This is a genomic window from Neisseria sp. HMSC069H12 (genome assembly GCF_001812735.1).
In the GTDB taxonomy this organism is placed as follows: Bacteria; Pseudomonadota; Gammaproteobacteria; order Burkholderiales; family Neisseriaceae; genus Neisseria; species Neisseria subflava.
Genome location: NZ_KV810248.1, coordinates 39,441 through 63,495, shown reverse-complemented (window position 1 = coordinate 63,495; position 24,055 = coordinate 39,441). Strand labels below are relative to the sequence as shown.

Annotated in this window: 24 protein-coding genes and 1 pseudogene; 11 read left to right on the top strand and 14 right to left on the bottom strand. The window is 50.4% G+C overall.

The features are described 5' to 3' along the window. Window positions 1–169 precede the first annotated feature (169 nt). Entirely contained in the window at window positions 170–703 is a 534-nt protein-coding gene (locus HMPREF2872_RS03375) for a c-type cytochrome (protein ID WP_049350790.1), read from the top strand. A 162-nt stretch (window positions 704–865) separates the two neighbouring features. Beyond that, entirely contained in the window at window positions 866–1,579 is a 714-nt protein-coding gene (ubiG, locus tag HMPREF2872_RS03370; RefSeq protein WP_210398838.1) for a bifunctional 2-polyprenyl-6-hydroxyphenol methylase/3-demethylubiquinol 3-O-methyltransferase UbiG, read from the top strand. Between the two features lie 151 nt (window positions 1,580–1,730). On the opposite strand, the gene HMPREF2872_RS03365 is transcribed toward ubiG, so the two are convergent. Both HMPREF2872_RS03365 and HMPREF2872_RS03360 read right to left on the bottom strand, forming a co-directional pair. Then, window positions 1,731–2,201, bottom strand: coding sequence for a CYTH domain-containing protein (locus tag HMPREF2872_RS03365; RefSeq protein WP_004520907.1), 471 nt, complete (start codon window positions 2,199–2,201; stop codon window positions 1,731–1,733). A 38-nt stretch (window positions 2,202–2,239) separates the two neighbouring features. Next, on the bottom strand, window positions 2,240–2,659 hold the full coding sequence (locus HMPREF2872_RS03360; RefSeq protein ID WP_070631207.1) for a CopD family protein: 420 nt from the start codon (window positions 2,657–2,659) through the stop codon (window positions 2,240–2,242). Window positions 2,660–2,893: 234 nt separating this feature from the next. Here HMPREF2872_RS03360 and HMPREF2872_RS03355 point away from each other — a divergent pair, with 234 nt between their 5' ends. After that, window positions 2,894–3,157, top strand: a complete 264-nt coding sequence (locus tag HMPREF2872_RS03355; protein WP_049350787.1) for a hypothetical protein — start codon at window positions 2,894–2,896, stop codon at window positions 3,155–3,157. A gap of 356 nt (window positions 3,158–3,513) precedes the next feature. Here HMPREF2872_RS03355 and HMPREF2872_RS03350 read toward each other — a convergent pair whose 3' ends face one another. The 4 genes from HMPREF2872_RS03350 to HMPREF2872_RS03335 form a co-directional block, all read right to left on the bottom strand. Next, the gene (locus HMPREF2872_RS03350) at window positions 3,514–5,550 is read right to left on the bottom strand and encodes a M3 family metallopeptidase (RefSeq protein WP_070631205.1); all 2,037 of its coding nucleotides are present in this window, start codon (window positions 5,548–5,550) and stop codon (window positions 3,514–3,516) included. A 121-nt stretch (window positions 5,551–5,671) separates the two neighbouring features. Continuing rightward, the gene (locus tag HMPREF2872_RS03345) at window positions 5,672–6,538 is read right to left on the bottom strand and encodes a hypothetical protein (protein WP_070631203.1); all 867 of its coding nucleotides are present in this window, start codon (window positions 6,536–6,538) and stop codon (window positions 5,672–5,674) included. A 69-nt stretch (window positions 6,539–6,607) separates the two neighbouring features. Further along, complete coding sequence (locus tag HMPREF2872_RS03340) at window positions 6,608–7,471, bottom strand: mechanosensitive ion channel family protein (RefSeq protein ID WP_070631200.1); 864 nt, start codon at window positions 7,469–7,471, stop codon at window positions 6,608–6,610. 21 nt (window positions 7,472–7,492) lie between these two features. Then, entirely contained in the window at window positions 7,493–7,987 is a 495-nt protein-coding gene (locus tag HMPREF2872_RS03335) for a restriction endonuclease (protein WP_070631198.1), read from the bottom strand. 290 nt (window positions 7,988–8,277) lie between these two features. On the opposite strand from HMPREF2872_RS03335, the gene HMPREF2872_RS03330 reads away from it, so the two are divergent. Then, the gene (locus HMPREF2872_RS03330) at window positions 8,278–8,613 is read left to right on the top strand and encodes a hypothetical protein (RefSeq protein WP_049350783.1); all 336 of its coding nucleotides are present in this window, start codon (window positions 8,278–8,280) and stop codon (window positions 8,611–8,613) included. Between the two features lie 345 nt (window positions 8,614–8,958). Here HMPREF2872_RS03330 and dnaE read toward each other — a convergent pair whose 3' ends face one another. After that, complete coding sequence (gene dnaE, locus HMPREF2872_RS03325; RefSeq protein ID WP_070631213.1) at window positions 8,959–12,393, bottom strand: DNA polymerase III subunit alpha; 3,435 nt, start codon at window positions 12,391–12,393, stop codon at window positions 8,959–8,961. A gap of 165 nt (window positions 12,394–12,558) precedes the next feature. On the opposite strand from dnaE, the gene HMPREF2872_RS03320 reads away from it, so the two are divergent. After that, entirely contained in the window at window positions 12,559–12,792 is a 234-nt protein-coding gene (locus HMPREF2872_RS03320) for an RNA-binding S4 domain-containing protein (protein ID WP_002221492.1), read from the top strand. Further along, complete coding sequence (locus tag HMPREF2872_RS03315; protein ID WP_049336941.1) at window positions 12,770–12,988, top strand: hypothetical protein; 219 nt, start codon at window positions 12,770–12,772, stop codon at window positions 12,986–12,988. Before HMPREF2872_RS03320 ends, HMPREF2872_RS03315 begins: the two co-directional genes overlap by 23 nt. A 101-nt stretch (window positions 12,989–13,089) precedes the next feature. Here HMPREF2872_RS03315 and HMPREF2872_RS03310 read toward each other — a convergent pair whose 3' ends face one another. Beyond that, window positions 13,090–13,560 carry a PepSY domain-containing protein gene (locus tag HMPREF2872_RS03310; protein ID WP_283118975.1) on the bottom strand — a complete coding sequence of 157 codons (471 nt, stop codon included), beginning with the start codon at window positions 13,558–13,560 and terminating at the stop codon, window positions 13,090–13,092. A gap of 340 nt (window positions 13,561–13,900) precedes the next feature. After that, window positions 13,901–14,542, bottom strand: coding sequence for a ribosome biogenesis GTP-binding protein YihA/YsxC (gene yihA, locus HMPREF2872_RS03305; protein ID WP_070631196.1), 642 nt, complete (start codon window positions 14,540–14,542; stop codon window positions 13,901–13,903). A 215-nt stretch (window positions 14,543–14,757) separates the two neighbouring features. Here yihA and HMPREF2872_RS03300 point away from each other — a divergent pair, with 215 nt between their 5' ends. The 5 genes and pseudogenes from HMPREF2872_RS03300 to rarD all read left to right on the top strand — a co-directional run bounded on the left by HMPREF2872_RS03300 (window position 14,758) and on the right by rarD (window position 20,894). After that, window positions 14,758–15,381 carry a c-type cytochrome gene (locus HMPREF2872_RS03300; protein ID WP_003684518.1) on the top strand — a complete coding sequence of 208 codons (624 nt, stop codon included), beginning with the start codon at window positions 14,758–14,760 and terminating at the stop codon, window positions 15,379–15,381. Between the two features lie 267 nt (window positions 15,382–15,648). Beyond that, complete coding sequence (locus HMPREF2872_RS03295; RefSeq protein WP_070631194.1) at window positions 15,649–17,601, top strand: cytochrome c biogenesis protein ResB; 1,953 nt, start codon at window positions 15,649–15,651, stop codon at window positions 17,599–17,601. Continuing rightward, complete coding sequence (gene ccsB, locus HMPREF2872_RS03290) at window positions 17,594–18,781, top strand: c-type cytochrome biogenesis protein CcsB (RefSeq protein WP_070631193.1); 1,188 nt, start codon at window positions 17,594–17,596, stop codon at window positions 18,779–18,781. Before HMPREF2872_RS03295 ends, ccsB begins: the two co-directional genes overlap by 8 nt. Window positions 18,782–18,880: 99 nt before the next feature. Then, window positions 18,881–19,951, top strand: coding sequence for a tRNA (adenosine(37)-N6)-threonylcarbamoyltransferase complex transferase subunit TsaD (tsaD, locus tag HMPREF2872_RS03285; RefSeq protein ID WP_070631191.1), 1,071 nt, complete (start codon window positions 18,881–18,883; stop codon window positions 19,949–19,951). Window positions 19,952–19,990: 39 nt separating this feature from the next. Beyond that, window positions 19,991–20,894 (top strand): annotated as a pseudogene (gene rarD / locus HMPREF2872_RS03280) (EamA family transporter RarD). Between the two features lie 93 nt (window positions 20,895–20,987). On the opposite strand, the gene murU reads toward rarD, so the two are convergent. From murU to rpsI, 5 genes are all read right to left on the bottom strand, one after another. Further along, window positions 20,988–21,683, bottom strand: coding sequence for an N-acetylmuramate alpha-1-phosphate uridylyltransferase MurU (gene murU, locus HMPREF2872_RS03275; protein WP_070631188.1), 696 nt, complete (start codon window positions 21,681–21,683; stop codon window positions 20,988–20,990). 86 nt (window positions 21,684–21,769) lie between these two features. After that, on the bottom strand, window positions 21,770–22,270 hold the full coding sequence (gene hpaC, locus HMPREF2872_RS03270) for a 4-hydroxyphenylacetate 3-monooxygenase, reductase component (RefSeq protein ID WP_070631186.1): 501 nt from the start codon (window positions 22,268–22,270) through the stop codon (window positions 21,770–21,772). A gap of 10 nt (window positions 22,271–22,280) precedes the next feature. Next, window positions 22,281–22,718, bottom strand: a complete 438-nt coding sequence (gene hpaR / locus HMPREF2872_RS03265) for a homoprotocatechuate degradation operon regulator HpaR (RefSeq protein ID WP_003681518.1) — start codon at window positions 22,716–22,718, stop codon at window positions 22,281–22,283. 339 nt (window positions 22,719–23,057) lie between these two features. Beyond that, complete coding sequence (locus HMPREF2872_RS03260) at window positions 23,058–23,567, bottom strand: protein disulfide oxidoreductase (RefSeq protein ID WP_083311725.1); 510 nt, start codon at window positions 23,565–23,567, stop codon at window positions 23,058–23,060. A gap of 84 nt (window positions 23,568–23,651) precedes the next feature. Continuing rightward, window positions 23,652–24,044, bottom strand: coding sequence for a 30S ribosomal protein S9 (rpsI, locus tag HMPREF2872_RS03255; protein ID WP_003681515.1), 393 nt, complete (start codon window positions 24,042–24,044; stop codon window positions 23,652–23,654). Between the last annotated feature and the right edge of the window lie 11 nt (window positions 24,045–24,055).

Below are 24,055 nucleotides of genomic sequence, written 5' to 3'. Positions count from 1 at the left end.
TGGTGTAAACAACGCAACGTTTTCCTACATTTTTCCTGTTTTTGTGACAAAATCTGATTTATACCAATATTTATTATAGTGTAGGTCGAACGAATTAGTTTCTATGCTAAAATTTTTAAGCTGTTTATATAAAACAGTGATTTAAACTAAAACTAAGGAAAGACAGAACATGAACAAATTACTGATTGCCGTAATGATGATGGCTGGTTTGACAGCTTGTTCCCAAGAGGCTAAACAGGAGACTCAAGAGGCTGCTCAAGCCGTTGCATCTGAAGTTAAAAACGAAGTTGCTTCTGCTGCCGATGCTGCTGCGTCTGCCGCTCAAGAAGCTGCCGATAAAGCCGAAGCTGCTGCCAGCAAAGCAGAGGAAGCCGCTAAACCTGAAGAAGCTGCCAAGCCTGAAGAAAAAACTGAAGCGCCTGCCGCTGACGCCAAGCCTGCAGAATCCGCCAAAGTGGACGGCAAAGCTGTTTTTGAAGCGAACTGTAAAGCATGCCACAGCGGCTTGATTCCCGGCGCTCCGGCTGTAGGCAAAAAAGAAGACTGGGCGCCTCGCATTAAACAAGGCAAAGACACCTTGCACAAACACGCCCTCGAAGGCTTTAATTCCATGCCTGCCAAAGGCGGCAACAGCAGCTTGAGCGACGACGAAGTGAAAGCCGCAGTTGACTACATGGCCAACGAATCCGGCGCTAAATTCTAAATCATGCTGATTGAAACGCACCTTGTTACAAGGTGCGTTTTTTATGGGCAGGCGGATGAAAGTTGAAATAGGGCCGATAAACGGGCAAAGGCCGTCTGAAACATTTTATTTTGAAGCACAATCGGCTAAAATCAGGCGAATGATTTTATGCAGGAGCAAACCATGAGCAATCAACACGACAACGTAGATGCCGGCGAAATCGCCAAGTTCAGCCAAATCGCCGACAAATGGTGGGATAAAAACGGCGAATTCAAGCCCCTGCATGACATCAACCCCTTGCGCCTCGACTATATCGACGGCTATGCCGGATTGGCAGGCAAACGCGTGTTGGATGTAGGCTGCGGTGGCGGGATTTTGTCGGAAAGCATGGCCAAACGCGGCGCAGAACACGTAACCGGCATCGATATGGCGGAAAAATCCCTGCAAACCGCCGTTGCCCATGCTGCCAGCCAACATGTTGCCAATATCGATTACCGCTGCATCCGCGTCGAAGACCTCGCCGCCGAGCAGCCGCACAGCTTCGATGTGGTAACGTGTATGGAAATGATGGAACACGTTCCTGATCCGGCCGCCATCGTTCAAGCATGTGCGAAACTGGTCAAACCAGACGGCATGGTGTTTTTCTCCACCATTAACCGCAATCCCAAATCTTATCTGCATCTGATTGTCGGCGCGGAATATCTGTTGAAATTTGTCCCCAAAGGCACGCACGACTGGAAAAAATTCATCACGCCGGCAGAGCTCGCGCGCATGTGCCGCCAAGCCGGATTGGATACCGTCGGCAGCAAGGGCATGACCTACAATTTGTTGAGCGGCCGTTATTCCTTGTGCGACTCGACCGAAGTCAACTACATGGTGGCCTGCCGTCCGGCGTAAGGTTACACGGATAAAGCACACGAACTTGCCCGATATTTGAAACGGTATGTCGAAAGCAGCTCGATGCAAATATCGGTAAAGCAAATCAGGCCGTCTGAAAAGAAAAAAGGCATGTGCGATACATGCCTTTTTTGTATGTGGGTCGTACTCGTTATTCCGTCCAAGACGAATACGGATGTTTGCTCAAATACGCATTGGTGAATTTTCCGTCTGCCGTGATTTCCTTGCCCAGCCAAGACGGTTTGGGAAACTCGGTATCTTCAGACGGCAATTCGATTTCCGCCACAATCAAGGGCGCATTGTCGCCGAAATATTCGTCGATTTCATACACAAAGCCTTCAAATTCGACACGATAGCGGTATTTTTCCATTTTAAACGGGCACATATCCGCCATCATCGCTTGCGCGTGAGCCAGCGGAATTTCGTATTCAAATTCGCTGCGCGTCATGTCGGAAATATAGCCTTTCAGGGTCAGCCAGGCTTGCGAACCGATAATCCGCACACGGATGGTGCGCTCTTTTTCCACGCTCAAATAGCCCTGTTGCAACACCAGCGGCTCGCCTGCCGCTTCGCGCCAACTGTCATCCGCCAGCAAAAAGCGGCGTTCGATTTCGACCGTCATGAATTCTTTCCTTATTTACCAAACAGGCCGTCTGAAGATCAAAACGGCTTGAAAACCACCATATAAAGCGCGGCCACCATCATTAAAACGGGGAGTTCGTTGAATACCCGATACCAGCGGTGCGAATACACATTGCTGCCGTTTTGAAAACGGCGCAGCAGCAGGCCGCAATAAAGCTGATAAGCCAAGAGCAGCAGGCCGCACAATAATTTAACCGCCAGCCAGCCGTTGCCCCACCAATTGTTGACAAAGCCGATGGCCGCGCCGAATATCAGCGTTCCCCAGCCCAAAGGTGACATAAAGCGGTACAGCCGCCGCGACATATCCGTCAGCCGTACATATTCCGCGCTGCCGGGTTCCAATTGCGCCAGATTCACATAAATCCGCGGCAGATAAAACAGTCCGGCAAACCAAGAAATCACAAAAAACACATGCAGCAGCTTAAACCACAAATACATTTCAGACGGCCTCAACACCTAAAACCATTATTTTATCCGCAATACGGCCCGAGCCAAAACAAAATAGTCAAAACAATCCGATTTAGTGCGTCGCAACAATGTGTTGCAGGCACAAATTTACCCAAAAGCCAAATTGTAAATTTCGCAACAATATGCAAGTTGGGATATGCATGATGCAAAAAACTTGTTAGAATTCTATGCTATTTAATTATAAAAACATTATGGACGGAAAACATGAAACAATTCGAAATCAGCAACAGCGTCAGGAAAGAGCTTAGCAACTACCTGAATACGCACAATCTAAACCTCAAAGCCGCCATGGACAACGAAACAACCAATGGCGAAGTCGCGGCCATCGTTCACGCAGGATTGCCGGCGATGATTCGGAAAATCTATTCTTTGGAAAAAATGAAAACCTTTTTTTGGACGAAAAAAGATTTGATGATGGAATTTATCAATATGCGCTTGGACGCCGGCGATAAAAAGGGCAAAAACTAATTTTAGCGTTGGGCAGGGGAGATAGGGGTTTGAAATGTGGACTTCTGTTTTCCTCGAAGTCTTGTTAGGGACAGGGCTTACTTATTGTTCCTAATCAGTTTTGGCAACCGAAAGGCCGTCTGAAATTCAAATGATAGGGCATGGGGAACATGCCCTGTTTTTATGGGTGGCTTGTTTGCATTGGGAAAATATTGAGCTTGGCAACTGTTGCGACTTTCCGCACTGGGTGGTTTTATCGGCTGAATGGTTTTATATTTGTTTTGCTGAAAATATTGAATGGATTATAAAAAGGCCGTCTGAAACATTTCAGACGGCCTTTAGCGTTGAATCAGCAATTAAAATCGCGGATTTTCAAATCAAGCTGCGTTGTCGAAACCGCTGTGGCGGAGCAGGGCATCCAGGCTTGGTTCGCGGCCGCGGAAGGCTTTGAAGGATTCTGCTGCGCTGCGTGAACCGCCGACAGCCAGTATTTCTTTCCAGAAGCGGCGGCCGGTTTCGGCAACGTCGTCGCTTTCTTCAAAAGCGGCGTAAGCATCTGCACTCAAAACTTCCGCCCATGCGTAGCTGTAATAGCCTGCGGCGTAGCCGCCGGCGAAGATGTGGCTGAAGCTCAAGGCGAAGCGGTTGTATGCCGGCGGTTGGGTCACGGCGACTTCTTGACGCACCTTGTCCAAGATTTGCGGCCATTCTTTCAGACGGCCTTCATCTTCCTGATGGTAGATTTCCATGTCGAAGAGGGCAAATTCCATTTGACGGACGAGGAACATACCGCGTTGGAAGTTTTTAGCCGCGTGCATTTTGTCAAACAGCTCTTTCGGTAATACCGCGCCGGTTTCTTCGTGCGAGGACATTTGCGCCAATACGTCGTATTCCCAAACGAAGTTTTCCATGAATTGGCTAGGCAGCTCGACCGCGTCCCATTCGACGCCGTTGATGCCGGATACGCCCACTTCGTCAACCTGGGTCAACAAGTGGTGCAGGCCGTGGCCGGTTTCATGGAAGAGGGTGATGATTTCGTCGTGGCTCAAACGCGCTTCTTTGTCGCCAACCGGCGGGGTGAAGTTGCAGACGAGGTAGGCGGTCGGCAGTTGCAGCGTACCGTCGGCGAAACGGCGGCGGCCTTTGTAGCCGTCCATCCATGCGCCGCCGCGTTTGCCTTCGCGTGCGTACAAGTCCATGTAAACGCCGCCGATGGTTTGGCCGTCTTGTTTCAGCTCGAAATAGCGCACGTCTTTGTGCCAAACGGGGGCTGTTTTTTCAGCCAGCTCGATGCCGTAGAGTTTTTTGATTTGGGCAAACAGGCCTGCCAATACTTTGCTGATAGGGAAGTATTTTTTCACTTCGGTTTCGCTGAAGGCGTATTTGGCTTGGCGCAGTTTTTCGGCGGCGTAGCTCAAGTCCCAAGATTGCGGATCTTCGATATTCAGGCTTTCGCGTGCAAAGGCTTTGATTTCGGCAAAGTCTTTTTCGGCAAACGGTTTGGCGCGGCGGGCAAGGTCGTGCAGGAAATTCAGAACCTGTTCGGGCGTATCCGCCATTTTGGTGGCCAGCGACAGCTCGGCGTAGTTTTTGAAGCCGAGTAGTTTGGCGGTTTTCAGCGCGTTTGCAAGCGTTTGTTCGACGTTGGCTGTGTTGTCGAATTTGCCTTCGTCAGCCAATTCGCTGGCACGGGTAACGTAGGCGCGATAGATTTGTTCGCGCAGTTCGCGGTTGTCGGCGTATTGGATAACGGCGAGGTAGTGCGGAATCTGCAGGCCGATTTTGTAGCCTGTTTTGCCTTCGCTTTGTGCGGCGGCGGCAAACATGGCGATGGAGTCTTCGGGAATGCCGGCAAGTGGTGCGGCATCGTCAAAGTAAATGCCGAAAGCGTCGGTCGCGTCTTGGACGTTTTGTGCGAATTTGGCACCCAGTTGCGCGCCTTCGGTTTGCAGTTGCGCCAGTTCTGCCTGCTGTTCGGGCGGTAATTCGGCACCGCTGAGGACGAAATCGCGCAAGTCGTGGTTGAGCTTGGTTTGTTGCGCCGGGGAGAGGGTGTCGAATTCGGCAGAGTTTTTGATGATTTTGAAGCGGTTGTACAACTCGATGTCTTGACCGATTTCGGTGAAGAAGATGGTGATTTCAGGCATCAATTCGTTGTATACGGCACGCAGCTCGGGCGTATCGACCACGGAGTTGAGATGGGAAACCACGCTCCAAATGCGGCCGACGCGTTCGGTAATGTCGGTCAGTTTTTCGACGGTGTTGGCCCAGTCGGTGTGCGTTTGCGCTTTGATGGCGGCGATTTGTTCGCGCGCTTCGGCAATGGCGGTTTGCAGGGCGGGTTTGATGTCTTCGGTTTTGATTTGGTCGAAACGGGGTTCTTCGCCCAAGTGGAGCAGGACGTTGTCGCTCATATGGTTTCTCCTGAATAAGATGGATTCAGACGGCCTTGTGGCCGTCTGAAAAGAAAACGATAGACGTTATATGGTGACGGACAGGCAGAATTAAAGTGTCCCGCCTGCCTATCGGCCAATCTTATTCTGCGCCGCGCGGATTGGCGTGCAATGGCGCAGCCAGCTCGAGGCGCATCGGTGTGCCTTTTGGGGCAAATACTGCATTGGCAATATTGGTTTGCAGGGATTCGGCAAACGAGCCGCGATACACTTTTGCGCCTTGATGGGTCAGGTTAGATTGTACGTCGACGTATACGTCGCCGCCGATTTGACGCCAGAGGTGACAGAAGGTGTAGTCTTCGGACAGATAGCGTTTGCTTTCCGGATCAACCATGCAGTCGAAGAATCGGTAGTGTAGGCCTTTGTCTTCTCTGTTGTAGTCACTGTCGGAGATGTAGTTCAACTCGGGGTAGGCTGCCATCATTTTTTCAAATACGCTGCGCTTGATAACCATAAAGCCGGTTGGCGCATCATGAACTTTCATAAAACCGTCTTCATCGACTTTCAGTACGATTTCACCGTTTTCATTTTTTTCGCTGGTGTTGACGGTATAAGAAGTGTACATGCGCTCGAAGTCGGCTTGTGTCGTGCCGGCCGGAACGCCTTCTTCAGGCCAATTTTCGCGTTTGAGCGGATAAATGCCTGCCACAACGTCTTTGTCGGCCAAAAGCAGTCGATAGAATGAATCTGGAGAGAAGCCGATGTCGGAGTCAATCCAGAATAAATGCGTCCATTCTTTGTTTTCTAAGAATGTGGCCACGCAGTTGTTGCGTGCGCGCGTAATCAGGCTTTCGCCGCGCTGCATCATTATTTGAAGCGGCAGGCCGTGCGAGGCGTTGGTGTGGACGATGTTCAGAAGTGAGAGGGTGTAGTTGTGGAAATATTTGCCGTCATGGCTGGGGGTCATGATTACAGGGTACATTTCGGCAAGGGCTGATTCGGGCAACATGAGTTTTCCTTATTGTTGATTATGAATTCGGGTATTGTAAGGGATTTGATAGTATATATATAAACTTGGCTATTTTAATTTATTGATTAATTGGTATTGCGTGCGCAAGAATTCGTCCAAAACCGCCTGTTGGATTTCCAAGCGTTTGGCTACGGGCGAGGCAAAGCGCACGATGATGTTGTACACCTTATCGTCATGTGGCACGCGGGATACACGCGGCTGGGCGGCGGGCGTGATAAACAATTTTTGGGTTTGCACGTTTTCCAAATGCTGCTTGATGGCAGGGACATAAGGCTCGCACAAGGGCTCAAGAACATTTTTCAGACGGCCGATGATTTCGTCCGAATCCAAATGAATCGGCACGGGGATTTCCACCGTATGAATTACATAATCGCCCAAAATATTGTCGCGGCGCACGGTGTGGCTCAGAAGCAGGCTGTTGGGAAACGAGAGCGTTTTACCGGAAAGCTGGCCAATTAACGGATTGGGGCCGATTTGCATCATCAGCGTGTTCAGCATATTGATATCGACCACCCGTCCGCGCAGGCTGTTGATTTCGATGTAGTCGCCGATGGAATATTGTTTAGTCACTGAGCGCAGGATGCTGCCGGACAAACACATAATCAATTCTTTGGTCGCCACCACAATTGCTGCGGCTACCGCAAACATTGACAACGCCAAAGTTTGAATCTGCGCCGCCCAAATCATCGCCAGTCCGAGCAGGATCAGCAACATGGTCAAGTTGCGGCTGAACACCAGCGAACGGCGTTTGTTTTCGATACTCAAATCCGGATGGCTGCGAAAATGTGCCGAAAGCAAAATGCTGCGCCCGGCAATGACGGCCACAATCATCACCACTGACATTAAAGCCGATTTGATGATTTCTTCACTGACAGGCAAAGCATTCAGCCAATCCTGTATGGTGTTCCACATAATGCTGTTTCCTTTCCCTTTTTAGGCCGTCTGAAAACCCACGCGTTCAAAAATTTCTGCCGCACACGCTTCCGATACCGCAAACAAAGTTGCCACGCTGCCCAAAGCCCGTTGTGCTGCCACGCTCAAATCGTCGCGACATACTTCGCCCAGCCACTCAACCGGCCGTGCCAGCGACATTTTCTCATCATCCCATTGCGGACAATGCACCGCGCGGCCTGTAATCCTGCCGACCCGATAACGGCGCAAAGCAGGCGAGTAGGTCAGTACGGCATCTCCATCAGCCAATTCGTTGACAAACCGCCACACCTGAGCCGCGCCCGATTGCGCAGTTCTCAACTTCACATTCGGCACGGCCGAACGGTAAATATCGGTCAGCTCCTCACGGCCAAAACCTTTTGCCGCCGCTTCGGCCAGCATGGGCCAAGCCAACGCCGCCACGCCGCGCTCGAAAAATACGTCATAAAGCACACCTTGAGTGCTGCGAACCATATAAAGTCTGGTTTGTTTTCCCATTGCAGTACCTGTTTGTTTGAAGAACCTATCCCTTTGTTTCCATGTTACCCGTTACGGCTGAAAAATTCGATATTTTGAATGGTCGGAAGGGTTTGAAGTTCTCGCTGAAAATAAATGAATTATAAATGAAAGGCCGTCTGAAAAAATAAAATAGGCCGATATATCAACAGATGATATATCGTAACAATATATTAATAACTGTAAAATTTTTTACGTTTATATCAAAAAAAGATAAGATAAAAAAATCAATCGAGAAAGATTGCTATTCACTGAACATTAGGAGAGAAAAAATGACCTGCAAAACCCACGAACATCATGACCACGTTCACGGCGCAAACTGCGGACACACTGCCATCAAACACGAAGGCCACGTTGATTATCTGCACGACGGCCACCTGCACCATGAGCACAACGGCCACTACGACGAGCATGCACTGAGTGTCAATGAAACCAATCCTGACGGCTGCCATCCGGTTGACACCTGCCACGGCCACGTTCACAGCGAAGGTTGCGGCCACGAAGCCGTACCGCACGGCGATCACGTCGACTACATCGTCAACGGCCGTCTGCACCACCAACACGGCGACCATTGCGACGACCACGGTCCTGTTGAAATCGTTAAATAAAACTGTTTTTCAGACGGCCTTTAATATGGGGCTTCTATAGAAAAAGGGGGTGTATTTTCACTCCCTTTGTTTGGTTTGCCCTATATTTAAAACTGCTGTGGCTTACCGCCTCAAAAACTGTATTAAACCAATGTATTTACTGGGTGCTTGACATTGTTTCGGCATTGTCGCTCCCCTTTGTTGTGGGCTATCTTTCCTTATTGGTCAAAGGCTTTATGCAATAAACTTTTCAGATAACCGTTCTATACAATAAGGTCGTCTGAAAACCGAATATTGATTTATGTTTTTAAAGCGCTTTTTAAATTAAAGGCCGTCTGAACGTGTAGTTTCAGACGGCCTTTAATTTTACCAATTTACACGAACAGCCCTACTGCCGAGCAATGTTTCCAGTTCGTCAAACAAGGCGGTGCTTGGCGTTACCATCCATTTGGGCGCAATTTTCAATTTGCCCGATGCTTTGCCGTTGCTGTACGACAGTTGCAGCGGGATGTGCGACGTGTCGGGCAGGCGGTGTGCGGTGAGGATGGTGGCGAGGCGTGTTATGTCGTGGCCGGGTGCGAGGGCGAGGCTGAGGCTGCGGGCGTAGCGTTCGCGCGCCATTTGCAGGGTCATGACTTGGTTTGCCATGATGCGCAGCCCGTCGCCTCCACCGTAGTCGTCGCGGCTGACTTTGGATTCGATAATCAGCACTTGGTCGGATTTGAGGTAGTCGGCGCAGTTTTCCAGCGTCTGGCCGCTGACCATGATTTCAATCTGCCCGCTCAAATCTTCGAGGCTGACGAAGGCGATTTTGCCGCGCTTGCCCATCATGGTGCGCACTGCGGTGACGAATCCGGCGAGGCGCACGCTGTCTTGCGGTTTCAGACGACCTAATTTGGTCGGGGCGATTTGGCGGACTTCTTGGGCATACGGACCGAACGGGTGGCCGGACAGATAAAAGCCGATGACGGTTTTTTCTTCGGCGAGTTTTTCCGATTCGCTCCACATGGGCGCGTCGATGAGCTGCACCGGTTCGATGGCATCTTCCATCATGTCGAAAAGCCCGCCCTGATTGGCGTTGGCGGCTTTTTGGTCGGCGTTGTTCATGGCGAGGTCGATGTTTGCCAAGAGCATGGCACGGTTGGGTTCGATGCTGTCGAACGCGCCGCCGCGTATCAGGGCTTCGAGGGTGCGGCGGTTCATGTGTTCTTTGCCGACGCGCTCGCAGAAGTCCAAGAGGCCGGTAAACTTGCCGCCGCTTTGCCGCGCGGCGATGATGGATTCGACGGCGGCTTCGCCCGTGCCTTTAATCGCGCCGAGTGCGTAGCGGATTTTCATGTTCGGATACGGCGTGAAGCGGTAGTCGGATTCGTTGATGTCGGGCGGCAGGAACTCGATGCCGTTGGCGCGGCAGTCGTCGTAGAAATGCTTGAGCTGGTCGGTGTTGTCCAATTCAGACGACATGGTCGCCGCCATAAATTCGGCGGGGTAATGGGCTTTGAGCCATGCGGTCTGGTAGGAAATCAGGGCGTAGGCGGCGGCGTGGGATTTGTTGAAACCGTAGCCGGCGAATTTTTCCATGTAGTTGAAGATTTCGTCGGATTTTTCGCGCGAAATGCCTTGTTTCGCCGCGCCTTCGGCGAAGATTTCGCGGTGTTTCACCATTTCTTCAGGTTTTTTCTTACCCATGGCACGACGCAGCAAGTCCGCGCCGCCGAGCGAGTAGCCGCCGATAATCTGCGCCGCCTGCATCACTTGTTCCTGATACACCATAATCCCGTAGGTTGGCGCGAGGATGCCTTCGAGCAGAGGGTGGATGTATTGGAATTCCTGACCTTTCATGCGCGCGACGAAGTCGGGGATGTTGTCCATCGGGCCGGGTCGGTAGAGCGATACGAAGGCGATGAGTTCTTCAAACTTGGTCGTATGCGCCGTTTTCAGCATTTTTTTCATGCCGGTCGACTCGAACTGGAAGACGGCGGTGGTGTTCGCATCGCGGAAGATTTGGTAGGCGGCTTGGTCGTCGAGCGGAATCTTGCCGACATTGACGATATCGCCGGTGGTATTTTTGATGTTGTTCTGCGCCATTTCGATAATGGTCAGGTTGCGCAGACCCAAAAAGTCGAATTTCACCAAACCCACGTCTTCCACGTCGCCCTTGTCGTACATGGATACGGGCGAGGCGGATTCGTCCGCCTGATACACAGGGCTGTAATCGGAAATCTTGCCCGGCGCAATCAACACGCCGCCTGCGTGCATACCCAAACCGCGCGTCAGGTCTTCCAGCTTTTTCGCCAGCGTAATCAGTTCGTCCGCTTCTTCCGCTTCGATTAATTCCTGAATTTGCGGCTCGGCCTTCATTGCATCGTCCAGCCCCAGAGGTTTGTTGGCTTCCAACGGAATCAGCTTGGACAGTTTGTCGCACAGCATAAACGGCAGTTCCAGCACGCGTCCCACGTCGCGGATGACCGCTTTGGACGACATCGTGCCGAAAGTCACAATCTGGCTGACCGCTTCCGCGCCGTATTTCTCGCGCACATATTCAATCACGCGGCCGCGGTTTGCCTGACAGAAGTCCACGTCGAAGTCAGGCATGGAAACGCGTTCAGGGTTTAAGAAACGCTCGAACAGCAGCGCGTATTTCAGCGGATCAAGGTCGGTAATCTTCAATGAATACGCCACCAGCGAACCTGCGCCCGAGCCGCGTCCCGGTCCGACCGGACAGCCGTGCGTTTTCGCCCAGTTGATAAAGTCTTGTACGATAAGGAAATAGCCGGGGAATTTCATCTGGATGATGATGTTCAACTCAAAATCCAAACGTTCCTGATATTCCGGCATTTTTGCCGCACGCTCCGCCTCGTCGGGATAAAGCTGAACCATGCGTTCCTGCAAACCCTCATTGGACAGTTTCACCAAATAATCATCCAGCGACAGACCGTCTGGAGTAGGGAAGAGCGGCAGGAAGTTTTTGCCCAATGTGATGTGCAGATTGCAGCGTTTGGCAATTTCTACCGTGTTTTCCAAGGCTTCGGGCAAGTCGGCGAAACGTTCGGCCATGGTTTCCGGGGGAATGAAAAACTGGCTCGGTGTGAAATCGCGCGGACGTTTTTTGTCCGTCAGTACCCAGCCGCCAGCGATACACACCCGCGCCTCGTGCGCGTTGAAATCATCGCTGCTCATAAACTGGGTCGGATGCGTTGCCACTACCGGCAAACCCAGTTCCTCCGCCAGCTTCACGCTGCCGGAAACGCAAGCCTCCCATTCAGGGCGTTCGGGCAGGCGTTGCAGCTCTAAATAAAACGCATCGGGAAACCACGCCGCATACTTCAACGCCGCCGCCCGCGCCGCTTCTTCATTGCCGTTCAATAGATTCACGCCCACTTCGCCGTAATGCGCGCCGCTCAAACAAATCAAGCCGCTGTTGTCGCCGTTTGCCAGCCATTCGGGGTTGAGTTCCGCATGATGGACATTGCGGTCTTTGCCGACATAGGCCTCCGTCAAAAGCTCGCTCAAGCGCAGATAGCCCGCATCGTTGCGGATAATCAGCATGGCGCGGAACGGCTTGTCGGGTGCATTCGGATTGCCTATCCACACATCCGCCGCGCCGATGGGCTTAATTCCTGCACCGCGGCAGGCTTTATAGAATTTCACCAAACCGAATTCGTTCATCAAATCGCTGATGCCCAAAGCAGGCAAACCGTATTCCTGCGCTTTGGCAATCAGTTTTTTAATCCGCACCATACCGTCGGTAATCGAAAATTCGGTATGCAGGCGCAGGGGGATGTAGGTCGGCTCGGTCATGGCAAAATCGGCGTGAACAATAAAAGGCATATTGTAGCAGGGTTGGCGGTTAAAGGCCGTCTGAAAACCAAATGTAATGGGTTTGGATAAAGCAAATCAAACAGAAGGGGGCTTTCTTTCAGACGGCCATGTTAAAATATCGCCATTATTGAAAAGGATTAAATGATGGAAGCAACAGTCTATCTTGAAGATAATGAATACATCGCTTTATGCGACCTGTTGAAATTGGCCGGCCTTGCCGAAAGCGGGGGACAGGCAAAAGCGTTTATCGCTGAAGGGCTGGTGTTGCGCAACGGCGAAACTGAAACCCGTAAAACCGCCAAAATACGCGGCGGCGAAGTGATTGAATTTGACGGCGCTCGCTTGGAAATTGCCGATGGATACGACCCTGAAGAATAAAGCCGAAGCCATCTTGGGCGAGCCGCTTTTAGACGAACCTATCCGCCCCGAGTCGTGGGAATGTTGCGGCAGCGAGTGCGGCGATGCCTGTATCCAGACAATGTATTGGGCGGAAAAAGCCCGCTATGATGCACAACGGCGGAAATTGAAAGAAGCAGGTTGGGTAGGCGGCGAAGATGAGACAAAGGCCGTCTGAAAACGATTAGCTTGATGTAAATCGTGTTTTAAATAATGCTGCATTATAAAGCCAATGCCGTCTGAAAGTTTCAGACGGCATTGGCTTTTTTAAAGTTTAAATTAAGATTGTGTTACCTCGGAAGCGGTTGCATTTTCAGGTGTGCCAGGTGCAGCATCTGCAGGAGCCTGATAATCTGTATTTTGCGATGAAGAGGGCTCAGCATTGTCATAGTTATCATGTTTATGATGCTTATCATGTTTACCAAAGTGTCGTTTGTCTTGATCGTCATCTTGTGCTACCGCCAATACTTTGCCGTTTTGAGCATCAACCAAAGCTTCGTATTCGACGCCGTCTTTCAAGATTTCTACTTTGTAACGGCCGCCCAAATGTTGTTTGTATTTGTAATCGACATCTTTAACGACGCCGCCCACTTCTGCTACCGCTGCTGCGGCTGCTTGCTGGCCGGAAACCTTTGCAAACATACCTTCTTTGAAAGCCATGGTACCTGCCGCACCGGCAACGCCCAAACTTGAAGCAATAATACCGGCAATGATGAGTTTTTTTGAAATAAAAGCGTTAATGCGTTTCATGATTTTCTTTCCTACTGTGTTGTTGAACGATGAATGCATTCTATGCCTCAACAATTAGCTGAATATGAGCAAAACGCTAAGATGTGTAATGGGTTGCAATACTAAAATTAACATTTTAATAATGGAGATCGAAGCCGCGCTTTCAGACGGCCTTGCTGATATGTTGTGATGACATATTTGGCGCAGATTGTGGTTTGCGTGTGAAAACAAAAAAGTGTGATGAAAAAAGGGCATGTGTGAGACATGCCCCGGATTAAATGGTAAACGCGATGATGAGAAACCAAATGACGGAATAAGATTTGCGGTTGGTCAACTTATCTCATTCCGCCTTGTTTTACAATCATTCAGGCGATGCTTCGCCTGCAAGATTTTCGATTTCTTCGCGATGCGCGTCAAACCATGAACCGACCACTTGATTGACTTCGCCCATGCCTTGTTTTTTCAGGCTGGAGAATAATTGAACGCTGATTTTTTGGCGGTCGGTGTAGGGTTTAAGTGATTTTTTTACCGCCGCCAAAGTTTTAATTTGGTCATTTTTAGACAGCTTGTCTGCTTTTGACAGCAGGATATGCACAGGACGGCTGGTAATGTGGAAAAAGTCCAGCATTTGAATGTCTAAAGCTTTGAGCGGATGGCGCGAGTCCATAATCAGAATCAGACCGATCAGTTGGCGGCGTTGTTGCAGGTAGTCGCCCAAGAGTTTGACCCAGTGCGTACGGATGGCCTCCGGTACTTGCGCGTAGCCGTAGCCGGGCAAGTCAACCATGAAATTGCCGTTTTCCAGTTCAAAGAAATTGATGTGTTGGGTGCGGCCCGGTGTTTTGGAAACATAGGCAAGGCGCACATGATTGGTTAAGGTATTGATGGCGCTGGATTTGCCGGCATTGCTTCGGCCGACAAAGGCAATCTCGGCCGGCGTGTTGGGCAGGTCTTTCAGATGGTTGACCGTTGTAAAGAATTTGGCGTTTTGAAAAAGATTCATCAGTATTTCCTTGCATGGAAACAAAACTGCAACATCATAATTTGTATCGGGCATTTATGTTGCAGCAGTTTGGTAATTTGAGTAGTAATTTAATGTAAACTTGGTATAGAATAGCACGTTTATAGAATTATCGGTTTTAATCGGGAAAATTCCCCGGTATTTGAGTATAAAAAAGGCATTGACGCGGTACGCAATGCTGTAATCAGGAGCACTCCATGAAACGATTGACTTTATTGGCCTTGGTATTGGCTGCCGGTGCGGTTTCCGCTGCCCCTAAAGCAGATGCTGAAAAAGGCAAACAGGTAGCGACTACTATCTGTGCGGCGTGTCACGCAGCCGATGGTAACAGCGGTATCGCAACTTATCCTAAACTGGCAGGTCAGGCTGCGGCCTACACCTACGGTCAAACCATGGCCATCAAAGACGGTACCCGCACCCACGGTGCTGCCGGCGTGATGAAACCGATGGTGATGAACTTGTCCGAACAAGACATCCGCGACGCTGCCGCCTACTACGCCAAACAACAAGGCAAACCGGGCGAAGCCAATCCTAAAGAAAACCCAGAGCTGGGCGCGAAAATCTATCGCGGCGGCCTGAGCGCTAAAAAACTGCCGGCATGTATGTCTTGCCACGGTCCTAGCGGCGCAGGTATCCCTGGCGGCGGTACTGAAATCCAAGCCTATCCTCGTCTGGGCGGCCAACACAAAGCTTACGTTGTCGAGCAAATGAAAGCTTACCAATCCGGCCAACGCAAAAACGCCATCATGGCCGATATTGCCAACCGCCTGAGCGAAGAAGAGTTGAACGCAGTAGCCAACTTCATCCAAGGTTTGCACTAATTTCGTTTTGAAACGAGCTTATTGATACAGGCCGTCTGAAAACCCTTCAGACGGCCTTAGCCAATATATGCCGATAAGCCTGATTGTTTTTTTCAAATAGCGACAGCAAGATTTTTACTACAATATGCAGTATTCTTCCTTTCGCATCACACGTCATTGCAGTCCGTTCCATCGATCGGGTTGCCCCCAGCCGACATTTGAGACATGAGTAAATCTTCATCATCCGTCCCACTCATCCGCAGACCGTGGTTTGCCTTTTTCAGCTCCATGCGTTTTGCCGTCGCCCTGCTCAGCCTGTTGGGCGTGGCTTCGATTATCGGTACGGTCTTGCAGCAAAACCAGCCACAAGTCGATTATTTGGTGAAATTCGGCCCGTTTTGGTCGCAGATTTTCGGCTTTTTGGGCCTGTACGACGTGTACGCCTCGGCGTGGTTCGTTGTCATCATGATGTTTTTGGTGATTTCCACCGGATTGTGCCTGATTCGCAATGTTCCGCCGTTTTTGCGCGAGATTCGTTCCTTCCGTGAAAACGCGAAGGAAAAATCACTGGCGGCAATGCGCCATTCCATCGTTTTAGACGGACAGGTAACGCCCGAAGTTGCGCAACGTTATTTGGAAGTGCAGGGCTATGGCTGCAAAACCGTTACGCGTGAAGACGGTTCGGTTTTGGTGGCGGCGAAAAAAGGTGCGATGAACAAATGGGGTTATATCTTTGCCCATGCCGCGCTGATTGTAATTTGTTTGGGCGGTTTGATAGACAGCAATATCCTGCTGAAAATCGGCATGCTCACCGGCCAAGTCGTGCCGGACAATACGGCGGTTTACGCCAAAGACTTTAAGCCCGAAAGCGTGTTGGGAGAATCCAACCTGTCGTTTAGGGGCAATGTCAATATTGCGGAAGGGCAGAGTGCGGACGTGGTGTTTCTGAATGCGGATAACGGCATGCTGGTGCAAGACCTACCGTTTTCGGTCAAATTGAAGAAATTCCATATCGACTTTTACGATACCGGTATGCCCCGCGATTTTGCCAGCGACTTGGAAATAACGGACAAGGCGACCGGCAAAGTCAGCGAACACACTATCCGCGTCAACCATCCTTTGACGCTGCACGGTATTACGGTTTATCAGGCAAGTTTCGCCGACGGAGGCTCAGACTTGACGTTTAAAGCTTGGAATCTGGCTGATGCCGACCGCACTCCGGTCAAACTCAAAGCAACTTCCATGCGCGAGTTTCCGCTGGATTTGGGCAAGACCTCTTATAAACTGGAATTTGACCAGTTTACTTCGATGAACGTCGAAGACATGAGCGAGCCGTCTGAAAAAGAGCAAAACCTGAAATCCGCCATCAATGATGTTCGCTCCGTTCGTCAGGAAGGCAAAAAATACACCAATATCGGCCCGTCTATCGTTTACCGCATCCGCGACAAAGCAGGGCAGGCGGTCGAATATAAAAACTATATGTTGCCGGTAAAACAAGATGAAGATTATTTCTTCATTACCGGCACACGCAGCGGCTTGGCGCAGCAATATCGTTGGTTGCGCATTCCGATGGATAAAAACGGTAAAATCGATACCTTTATGGCTTTGCGCCAATATTTGAAAGACGACGCGGCACGCCGTAAAACCGTTGCCAACGCCGTCAAAGGCGCGCCTGCCGAAATCCGCGAGCAATTCATGGCGGCGGCGGAAAATACTTTGTCGATTTTTGCCAAAGGCGGCTATTTGGCTTTGGACGAATTTGTTACCACCAACATTCCCAAAGATCAGCAGGAAAAAATGCAGGGCTATTTCTACGAGATGCTCTATGGCGTGATGAATGCCGCTTTGGAAGATACGATCAGCACATACAATCTGCCGGCTTGGCCGCAAGATGAAAAACGCAACCGATTCCTGCTGCATGCAATGGACGCTTATACCGGTTTGACCGAATATCCCGCACCGATGCTGCTGCAACTGGAAAGTTTGGCTGAAGTGCGCTCTTCCGGCCTGCAGATGACCCGTTCGCCGGGTGCATTCCTGGTGTATTTGGGTTCGGTATTGCTGGTGTTGGGTACGGTGTTTATGTTCTATATTCGTGAAAAACGCGCTTGGCTGCTGTTTTCAGACGGCCGTATCCGTTTTGCCATGTCTTCCAGCCGCAACGAACGCGACTTGCAGAAAGAATTTCCGCAACACACACGGCAATTGCAGCAGCTTGCCAAGGATTTGAACCATGAATAACAAACATCAGGCCTTGCCTGAGCATGAGCTTCTGACACACAAATCATTTATCCGAAACCTTAGCCTCTTCGACTGGGCGTTCGCGCTGCTGATTGCAGTTGGTGCGTTTATTGCCCAAACCCAGGCCGGTCTGCACATGGACATCTACGAAATGGTGATTTTGTGGGTGAGTGGCGGTATTGCCGTTTTTCTGGGTTGGTTTTTCAAACCGATGCGCTGGTTTATCCCTTTGGGCGTGTGCTTGGCGTATTTGGCCGTTGATTTGTATGGCGGCGACATCAAACACGCAGACGGCTTCCTGCTCAAATACCTGTTAAGCAGCCAGTCGGCGATTATGTGGCAATGCGCGTTTGTGTTCTTTGCCTTGTTTGCCTATATCGTCGGCGCGATAGCGGCGGTACGCAAAAATGTGCCGTCCAATACGCTTTTGGGCATGGGTACGGTGTTTGCGTGGGTTTCCGCGGTGGCGGGCTTTGTCGGTTTGCTGGTGCGCTGGCATGAAAGCTATCTGTTGCGTCCCGATGCCGGCCATATTCCGGTTTCCAACCTTTACGAAGTATTTATCTTGTTCTTGGTCATTACGGCGCTGATGTATCTCTATTACGAAGGCCGTTTTGCCGTACAAAAACTGGGTGGCTTCGTCTTCAGCTTTATGGCGATTGTGGTCGGATTTGTCTTGTGGTACAGCGTTTCACGCGAGGCGCATGCCATTCAGCCGCTGATTCCTGCTTTGCAGTCTTGGTGGATGAAAATCCACGTTCCGGCCAACTTTATCGGCTACGGCGCATTCTGTATCGCCGCCATGCTGGGTATTGCCGAACTGCTGGCGCTCAGAAAAGAAGATGCGGGCAAAAAATCATGGCTGCCGCACTCGCAAGTTATTGAAGAAGTCATGTACAAAGCGATTGCCGTCGGTTTCCTGTTCTTTACGATTGCCACCATCCTCGGCGCATTATGGGCGGCAGATGCCTGGGGTCGCTATTGGAGCTGGGACCCGAAAGAAACTTGGGCATTTATCGTTTGGCTGAATTACGCTGTCTGGTTGCATTTGCGGCTGGTGGCAGGCTGGCGCGGCAGGGTGTTGGCTTGGTGGGCAGTCATCGGCTTAATCATTACCGCCTTTGCCTTTATCGGCGTGAATATGTTCTTGAGCGGCCTGCATTCTTACGGCACTTTGTAAACAGCCTATCCTGCACTTTATTTCAGACGGCCTTTTTCCGTTTTCGGAGAAAACGCCGTCTGAATCGTTTTTAATCATTTTTTCAGACGGCCTCAAACCATGTTGGTATTAGGAATTGAATCATCTTGCGACGAAACCGGCGTTGCGCTCTACGATACCGAGCGCGGCCTATTGGCGCATCATTTGCACACACAAATGGCGATGCACGCCGAATACGGCGGCGTTGTCCCTGAATTGGCTAGCCGTGACCATATCCGCCGTGTCGTGCCGTTGACGCAAGGTTGCTTGAAGGAAGCAGGCGTAGGCTATGCCGACATTGACGCGGTTGCCTTTACGCAAGGCCCGGGCTTGGGCGGCGCATTGCTGGCCGGTTCAGGCTTCGCCAATGCCTTGGCATTTGCCATCGGTAAGCCCGTTATCCCCGTTCACCATCTTGAAGGCCATTTGCTCTCGCCCTTGTTGGCAGACGACAAGCCTGAATTTCCATTTGTCGCTTTGCTGGTGTCGGGCGGACATACGCAATTTATGGCTGTACGCGGTATCGGCAATTACACCTTGTTGGGGGAGAGCGTGGATGATGCGGCAGGCGAGGCGTTCGACAAAACGGCCAAGCTTTTAGGTTTGCCTTATCCCGGTGGTGCCAAATTGTCCGAGCTGGCCAAACTCGGCACACCTGATACTTTCACGTTCCCACGCCCCATGCTTCATTCGCACGATTTACAGATGAGCTTTTCCGGTTTGAAAACCGCCGTTTTAACTGCTGTCGAAAAAGTCTGTGCCGAAACCGGCAGCGATGAAATTCCGGAACAAACACGCAACGACATTTGCCGCGCTTTCCAAGATGCGGTGGTCGATGTGTTGGCGGCCAAAGCCAAAAAAGCGTTGTTGGATACCGGCTTCAGGACTTTGGTAGTTGCCGGCGGTGTGGGTGCAAACTGGAAACTGCGTGATGAATTTTCGCGCTTAACCGTCAAAGTGCCGTCTGAAAAAGGCCAACCCAAGCCGCAGGAAGAAAAAATTAACGTCTATTTCCCACCGATGGCATACTGTACCGACAACGGCGCAATGATTGCCTTTGCCGGCGCGATGCGTCTTGCCGAGCGTCAGGCTGTCGGCGCATTCAATGTCAAGCCGCGCTGGCCTCTGTCGGATATTGTGAAGCAGGGCTGATGTATTAGACTGCTTCGATGCAATGAAAGGCCGTCTGAAATGATGAATTTATCCAAAGGTTTGCTGGCGGCCATAACGTCCAATGCATTGTTTGCCATGCTGTTTTTGTACGGCATATGGATGCAGCCGATGAGCGGTACGGAAATTTTTGCGTGGCGTATGGTGGCGATGCTGTCGGCTTTATGCGTGTTGATGACGATGGTCAATGGTTGGCAGGCTGCGGCGCGGTTTGCGAACAATATCGGCCGTGATTGGAAGCGGTGGCTGTTGATTGTATTGCCGACGCCGATATTTGCCAGCCAGTTGTGGCTGTTTGTCTGGGGACCCGTCAACGGGGAAGGGGTAAACATCGCCATGGGTTATTTCCTGTTTCCTTTGGCGATGATGCTGGGTGGACGGATTTGGTTTAAAGAGCGTTTAAACAGGTTGCAGACGGTTGCCGTTGTGTTGGCCTGTGCAGGTGTGGCATGTGAATTGGTACGGTCGGGAGCGTTTTCGTGGACGACTGTATGGGTGTTTGGTACTTATCCGTTTTATTATCTACTACGCCGAAAACTGGGCGTGCCTTCTTTAATCGGTCTGACCTTTGATTTAATAATGATTACGCCGTTTGCGTTGGCGTATATTTTGCTGGCAACGGATACGCCGGCGATGATAGCGGCCAAACCGGCATTAATCTTTTTTATTGTGTTGCTGGGCTTCAATAGCGCAATATCCATGCATTTGAATTTGAAGGCCGAATCAGTTACTTCCGGTTGCGGTGTTCGGTATGTTGAGCTATTTGGAACCTGTATTGCTTTTTATCGTGTCGATTGTGTGGCTGGACGAGCCGGTGCAAAAAGGCGCATTGATCGGCTATGGTCTGATTTGGTCGGGATTGTGCGTGATGATCGTCAATGGCTTGTTGGGAATGAAGAAAGAAAAGAAATTGGCTAAAGCTTGATGATAAATTAAGGCCGTCTGAAAAATGGGTTGCCCAATATTTTCAGACGGCCTTTGATATTGCAAGGGACGTATCGGATACGCCCCTTTTGTTTTACCAGCTTTGGGCGATACGGTCGGCTTCTTGCAGACGTTCGACTGTGCCGACATCCAACCAAAGGCCGTTGTGGTGTTCGCCGCTGATTTGGCTTTGGCTCATGGCCTGACGCAACAGAGGGGCAAGTTTGGCAGCTTGGTGCGCCGGGGTATCTTTAAAAAGCGCAGGATGATAAACGCCCACGCCGCTGAAAGTCAGGGCTTGACCGTTTGCGGATGAGGCGGATACTAGGCCGTCTGAAAGCAGGCCGAAGTCGCCTTCGGGATGGTGTGGCGGATTGTCCACCAGCCACAAATGGGCGAGAAGGTTGTGTTCCTGCATACGCTTGGCAGCCAGTCCTGCAGCTTGGAAATCAATGTCGGTCAATACGTCGCCATTGACGACCAAAAACGGTTCGTCGCCCAAAAGAGGCAGGGCTGTGGCAATGCCACCGGCAGTTTCCAGGCCTCCGGCGCGCTCTGGAGAATAGGCAATGCGCACACCGTAGTCCGAACCGTCTTTTAAGGTGTCTTCGATTTGTTGGCCAAGCCAGGCATGGTTGATGACGATTTCAGTGAAGCCGGCCTGTTGCAGGCGGCGTAAGTGCCAACCAATAAGCGGCGTGCCTGCTACTTCGAGTAAGGGTTTGGGCGTGTGGTCGGTCAGGGGGCGCATGCGTTCGCCGCGACCGGCGGCCAGTATCATTGCTTTCATGGGTGTGCCTATAATGTGTGAAACAGAAAAGGTCTCAGGCCGTCTGAAACATCAGTTTCATTTTTCAGACGGCCTGAGACCTTTATTTATGCCAAAGATTTGAATTGCCTACGGAAATACAGCAATGCCGGTGCTTGCGTGTTGGTATTGCGGATTTCGTTGAGCTGAACGAAAAAGACGTAATGCGTGCCGATTTCGCGCTGATCGACAATACTGCCGTGCAGGTGCGCCAGCGCACCTTCAACCTCGAGCTGTCCGGTTTGCCCTCTATGCCAAATATGGTATTCGAAACGTTCTTCGGGCGAGAGGTCGGTCAGTCCGGCAAAGTGTTCGGCGATATCCTGCTGGCTGTCATTGAGCGTGTTGATGCACAAATCATGGTTGCCTTGCAGGATGGGAATGATGGCGGATTGGCGGTTGATGCACAGCATGACCGTCGGCGGCTCGTCGGTAACGGCAGTGACGGCAGTCATGGTAATGCCATAGCGTCCTGCTTCGCCGTCTGTCGTGATGACGTGCACGCCGGCGGCACAGGAGGCCATGGCCTCTCGAAATGGTCTCTTGAATGTGTGTGTTGAGTCTGTCATCCGGCTTTCTTTATTTTAATGCCTGTTCGATTTTTGCCAGCTCTGCCAAGAGTTCTTTGAGTTGTGCCATTTTTTCTTTGGACAGAACTTTTTCAATCGCATCGTAGCGTTCGTCAACCAATGCGCCGGTGGATTCATAGAGTTTCTCACCTTCGGGCGTCAGTTTCAGGTAAACACGACGTTGGTCGTTGGAAGGCTTCAGGCGGACGGCCAAACCTGCTTTTTCCAAGCGGGTCAGAATGCCGGTAAGACTGGGGCGAAGGATGCAGGCCTGATTGGCCAAATCTTGAAAGTCGAGTGTGCCGTTTTCCGCTAAGAGCCGGATGATACGCCATTGCTGGTCGGTAATATTGGCTTGGTTCAGAATAGGGCGGAATTGGGTCATCAATGCTTCCCGCGCCTGAATCAGACCGATATTGATAGATGCATGTTTAGATTGGTTGGGCATTACTAAGTCTCCGGTGTTATCAAAAATCAAACCGTTGAAGCGTGAGGTAGATTGATAAAGGCGAATATTGCTGTTTTAAGGCTGCCGTCGGCAGCCGGGTCATGGGAACAAAAGCATCACTGCCACAATATTAGATGAAGATCTCTAACAGTTTGTTTTGATAATAATGTTTCCAATTGTTCTTATGGTTATATCTTAGTCTATTTTCCTTATAATCTCAACAAAATCATATGTTATTGGGAAAGAGATAGTTTATTTATTTATGAAATCGAATTGGTTGAATATATTCAGGTGAAATTATTCTTTAGATTTTCTATTTTTGGTGGATTTTCAATGAATTTAGCTGAAGATATTTGCCAAGTAAATTCTGATTTTTAATCCGATATAACTGGAAAGTCCGGATGTGTGATGAATCATTTTGCCATCTTTTAATATGATAATGGTCGGCGTGACGGCTATATTCCATTTTTGAGCCATCAGGCCATCTGAATCATTGAAATTTGGAAAGGATAGATTGTTTTGTTGCATATGGTGGGCAATGTCTGCGTCGCTTCCGGAGCGCAAGGCTATGCCCAGTGTTGGGATATTGTCTTGGTGTAGCTTTTCTATGGTGGACGATGTGTATGAACAAATACGACACCAGCTGCCCCAAAAATAAACAATGGCAACCCGATTTTGGCTGAAGGATTGGAGAGAGGTGGTTTGCCCATCGGTTAAAGTGATGGTTTGTGCTGCTGATTGTAAGGGTTGGTCAGGCTTGCGCACCCAGTCGACAATCAGGGATAAGAAGATGAAGATAATCACAGCTTGAAGCAATGATTTGGCGTAGTGGATCAGGGTTTTCATCATATATTGCGGGATATTGGATTATTGTTTTATAAATGAAAAAAAGCCTTGCATAGCAAGGCTTTTTGATTCGATTCTGAAAACGTATTAACGTTTGGAGAATTGTTTTGCGCGACGTGCTTTGCGCAAACCAGGTTTTTTACGTTCAACTTCACGAGCATCGCGAGTAACGAAGCCTGCTTGAGACAGAGCTGGTTTCAGAGCTGCATCGAAGTCGATCAGGGCGCGGGTAATGCCGTGACGGATAGCGCCGGATTGACCGGTTTCGCCACCACCGGTTACGTTAACTTTGATGTCGAAAGATTCGGCATTTTCAGTCAGAACCAGAGGTTGACGTACAACCATGCGGCTGGTTTCACGTGCGAAGAATTCGTCAACGGGACGGCCGTTTACGATGATTTGGCCGGTACCTTTAGTCAAGAATACACGAGCCACTGAACTTTTGCGGCGGCCTGTGCCGTAGTAGTATTTACCGTTCATGTCGTGTCCTT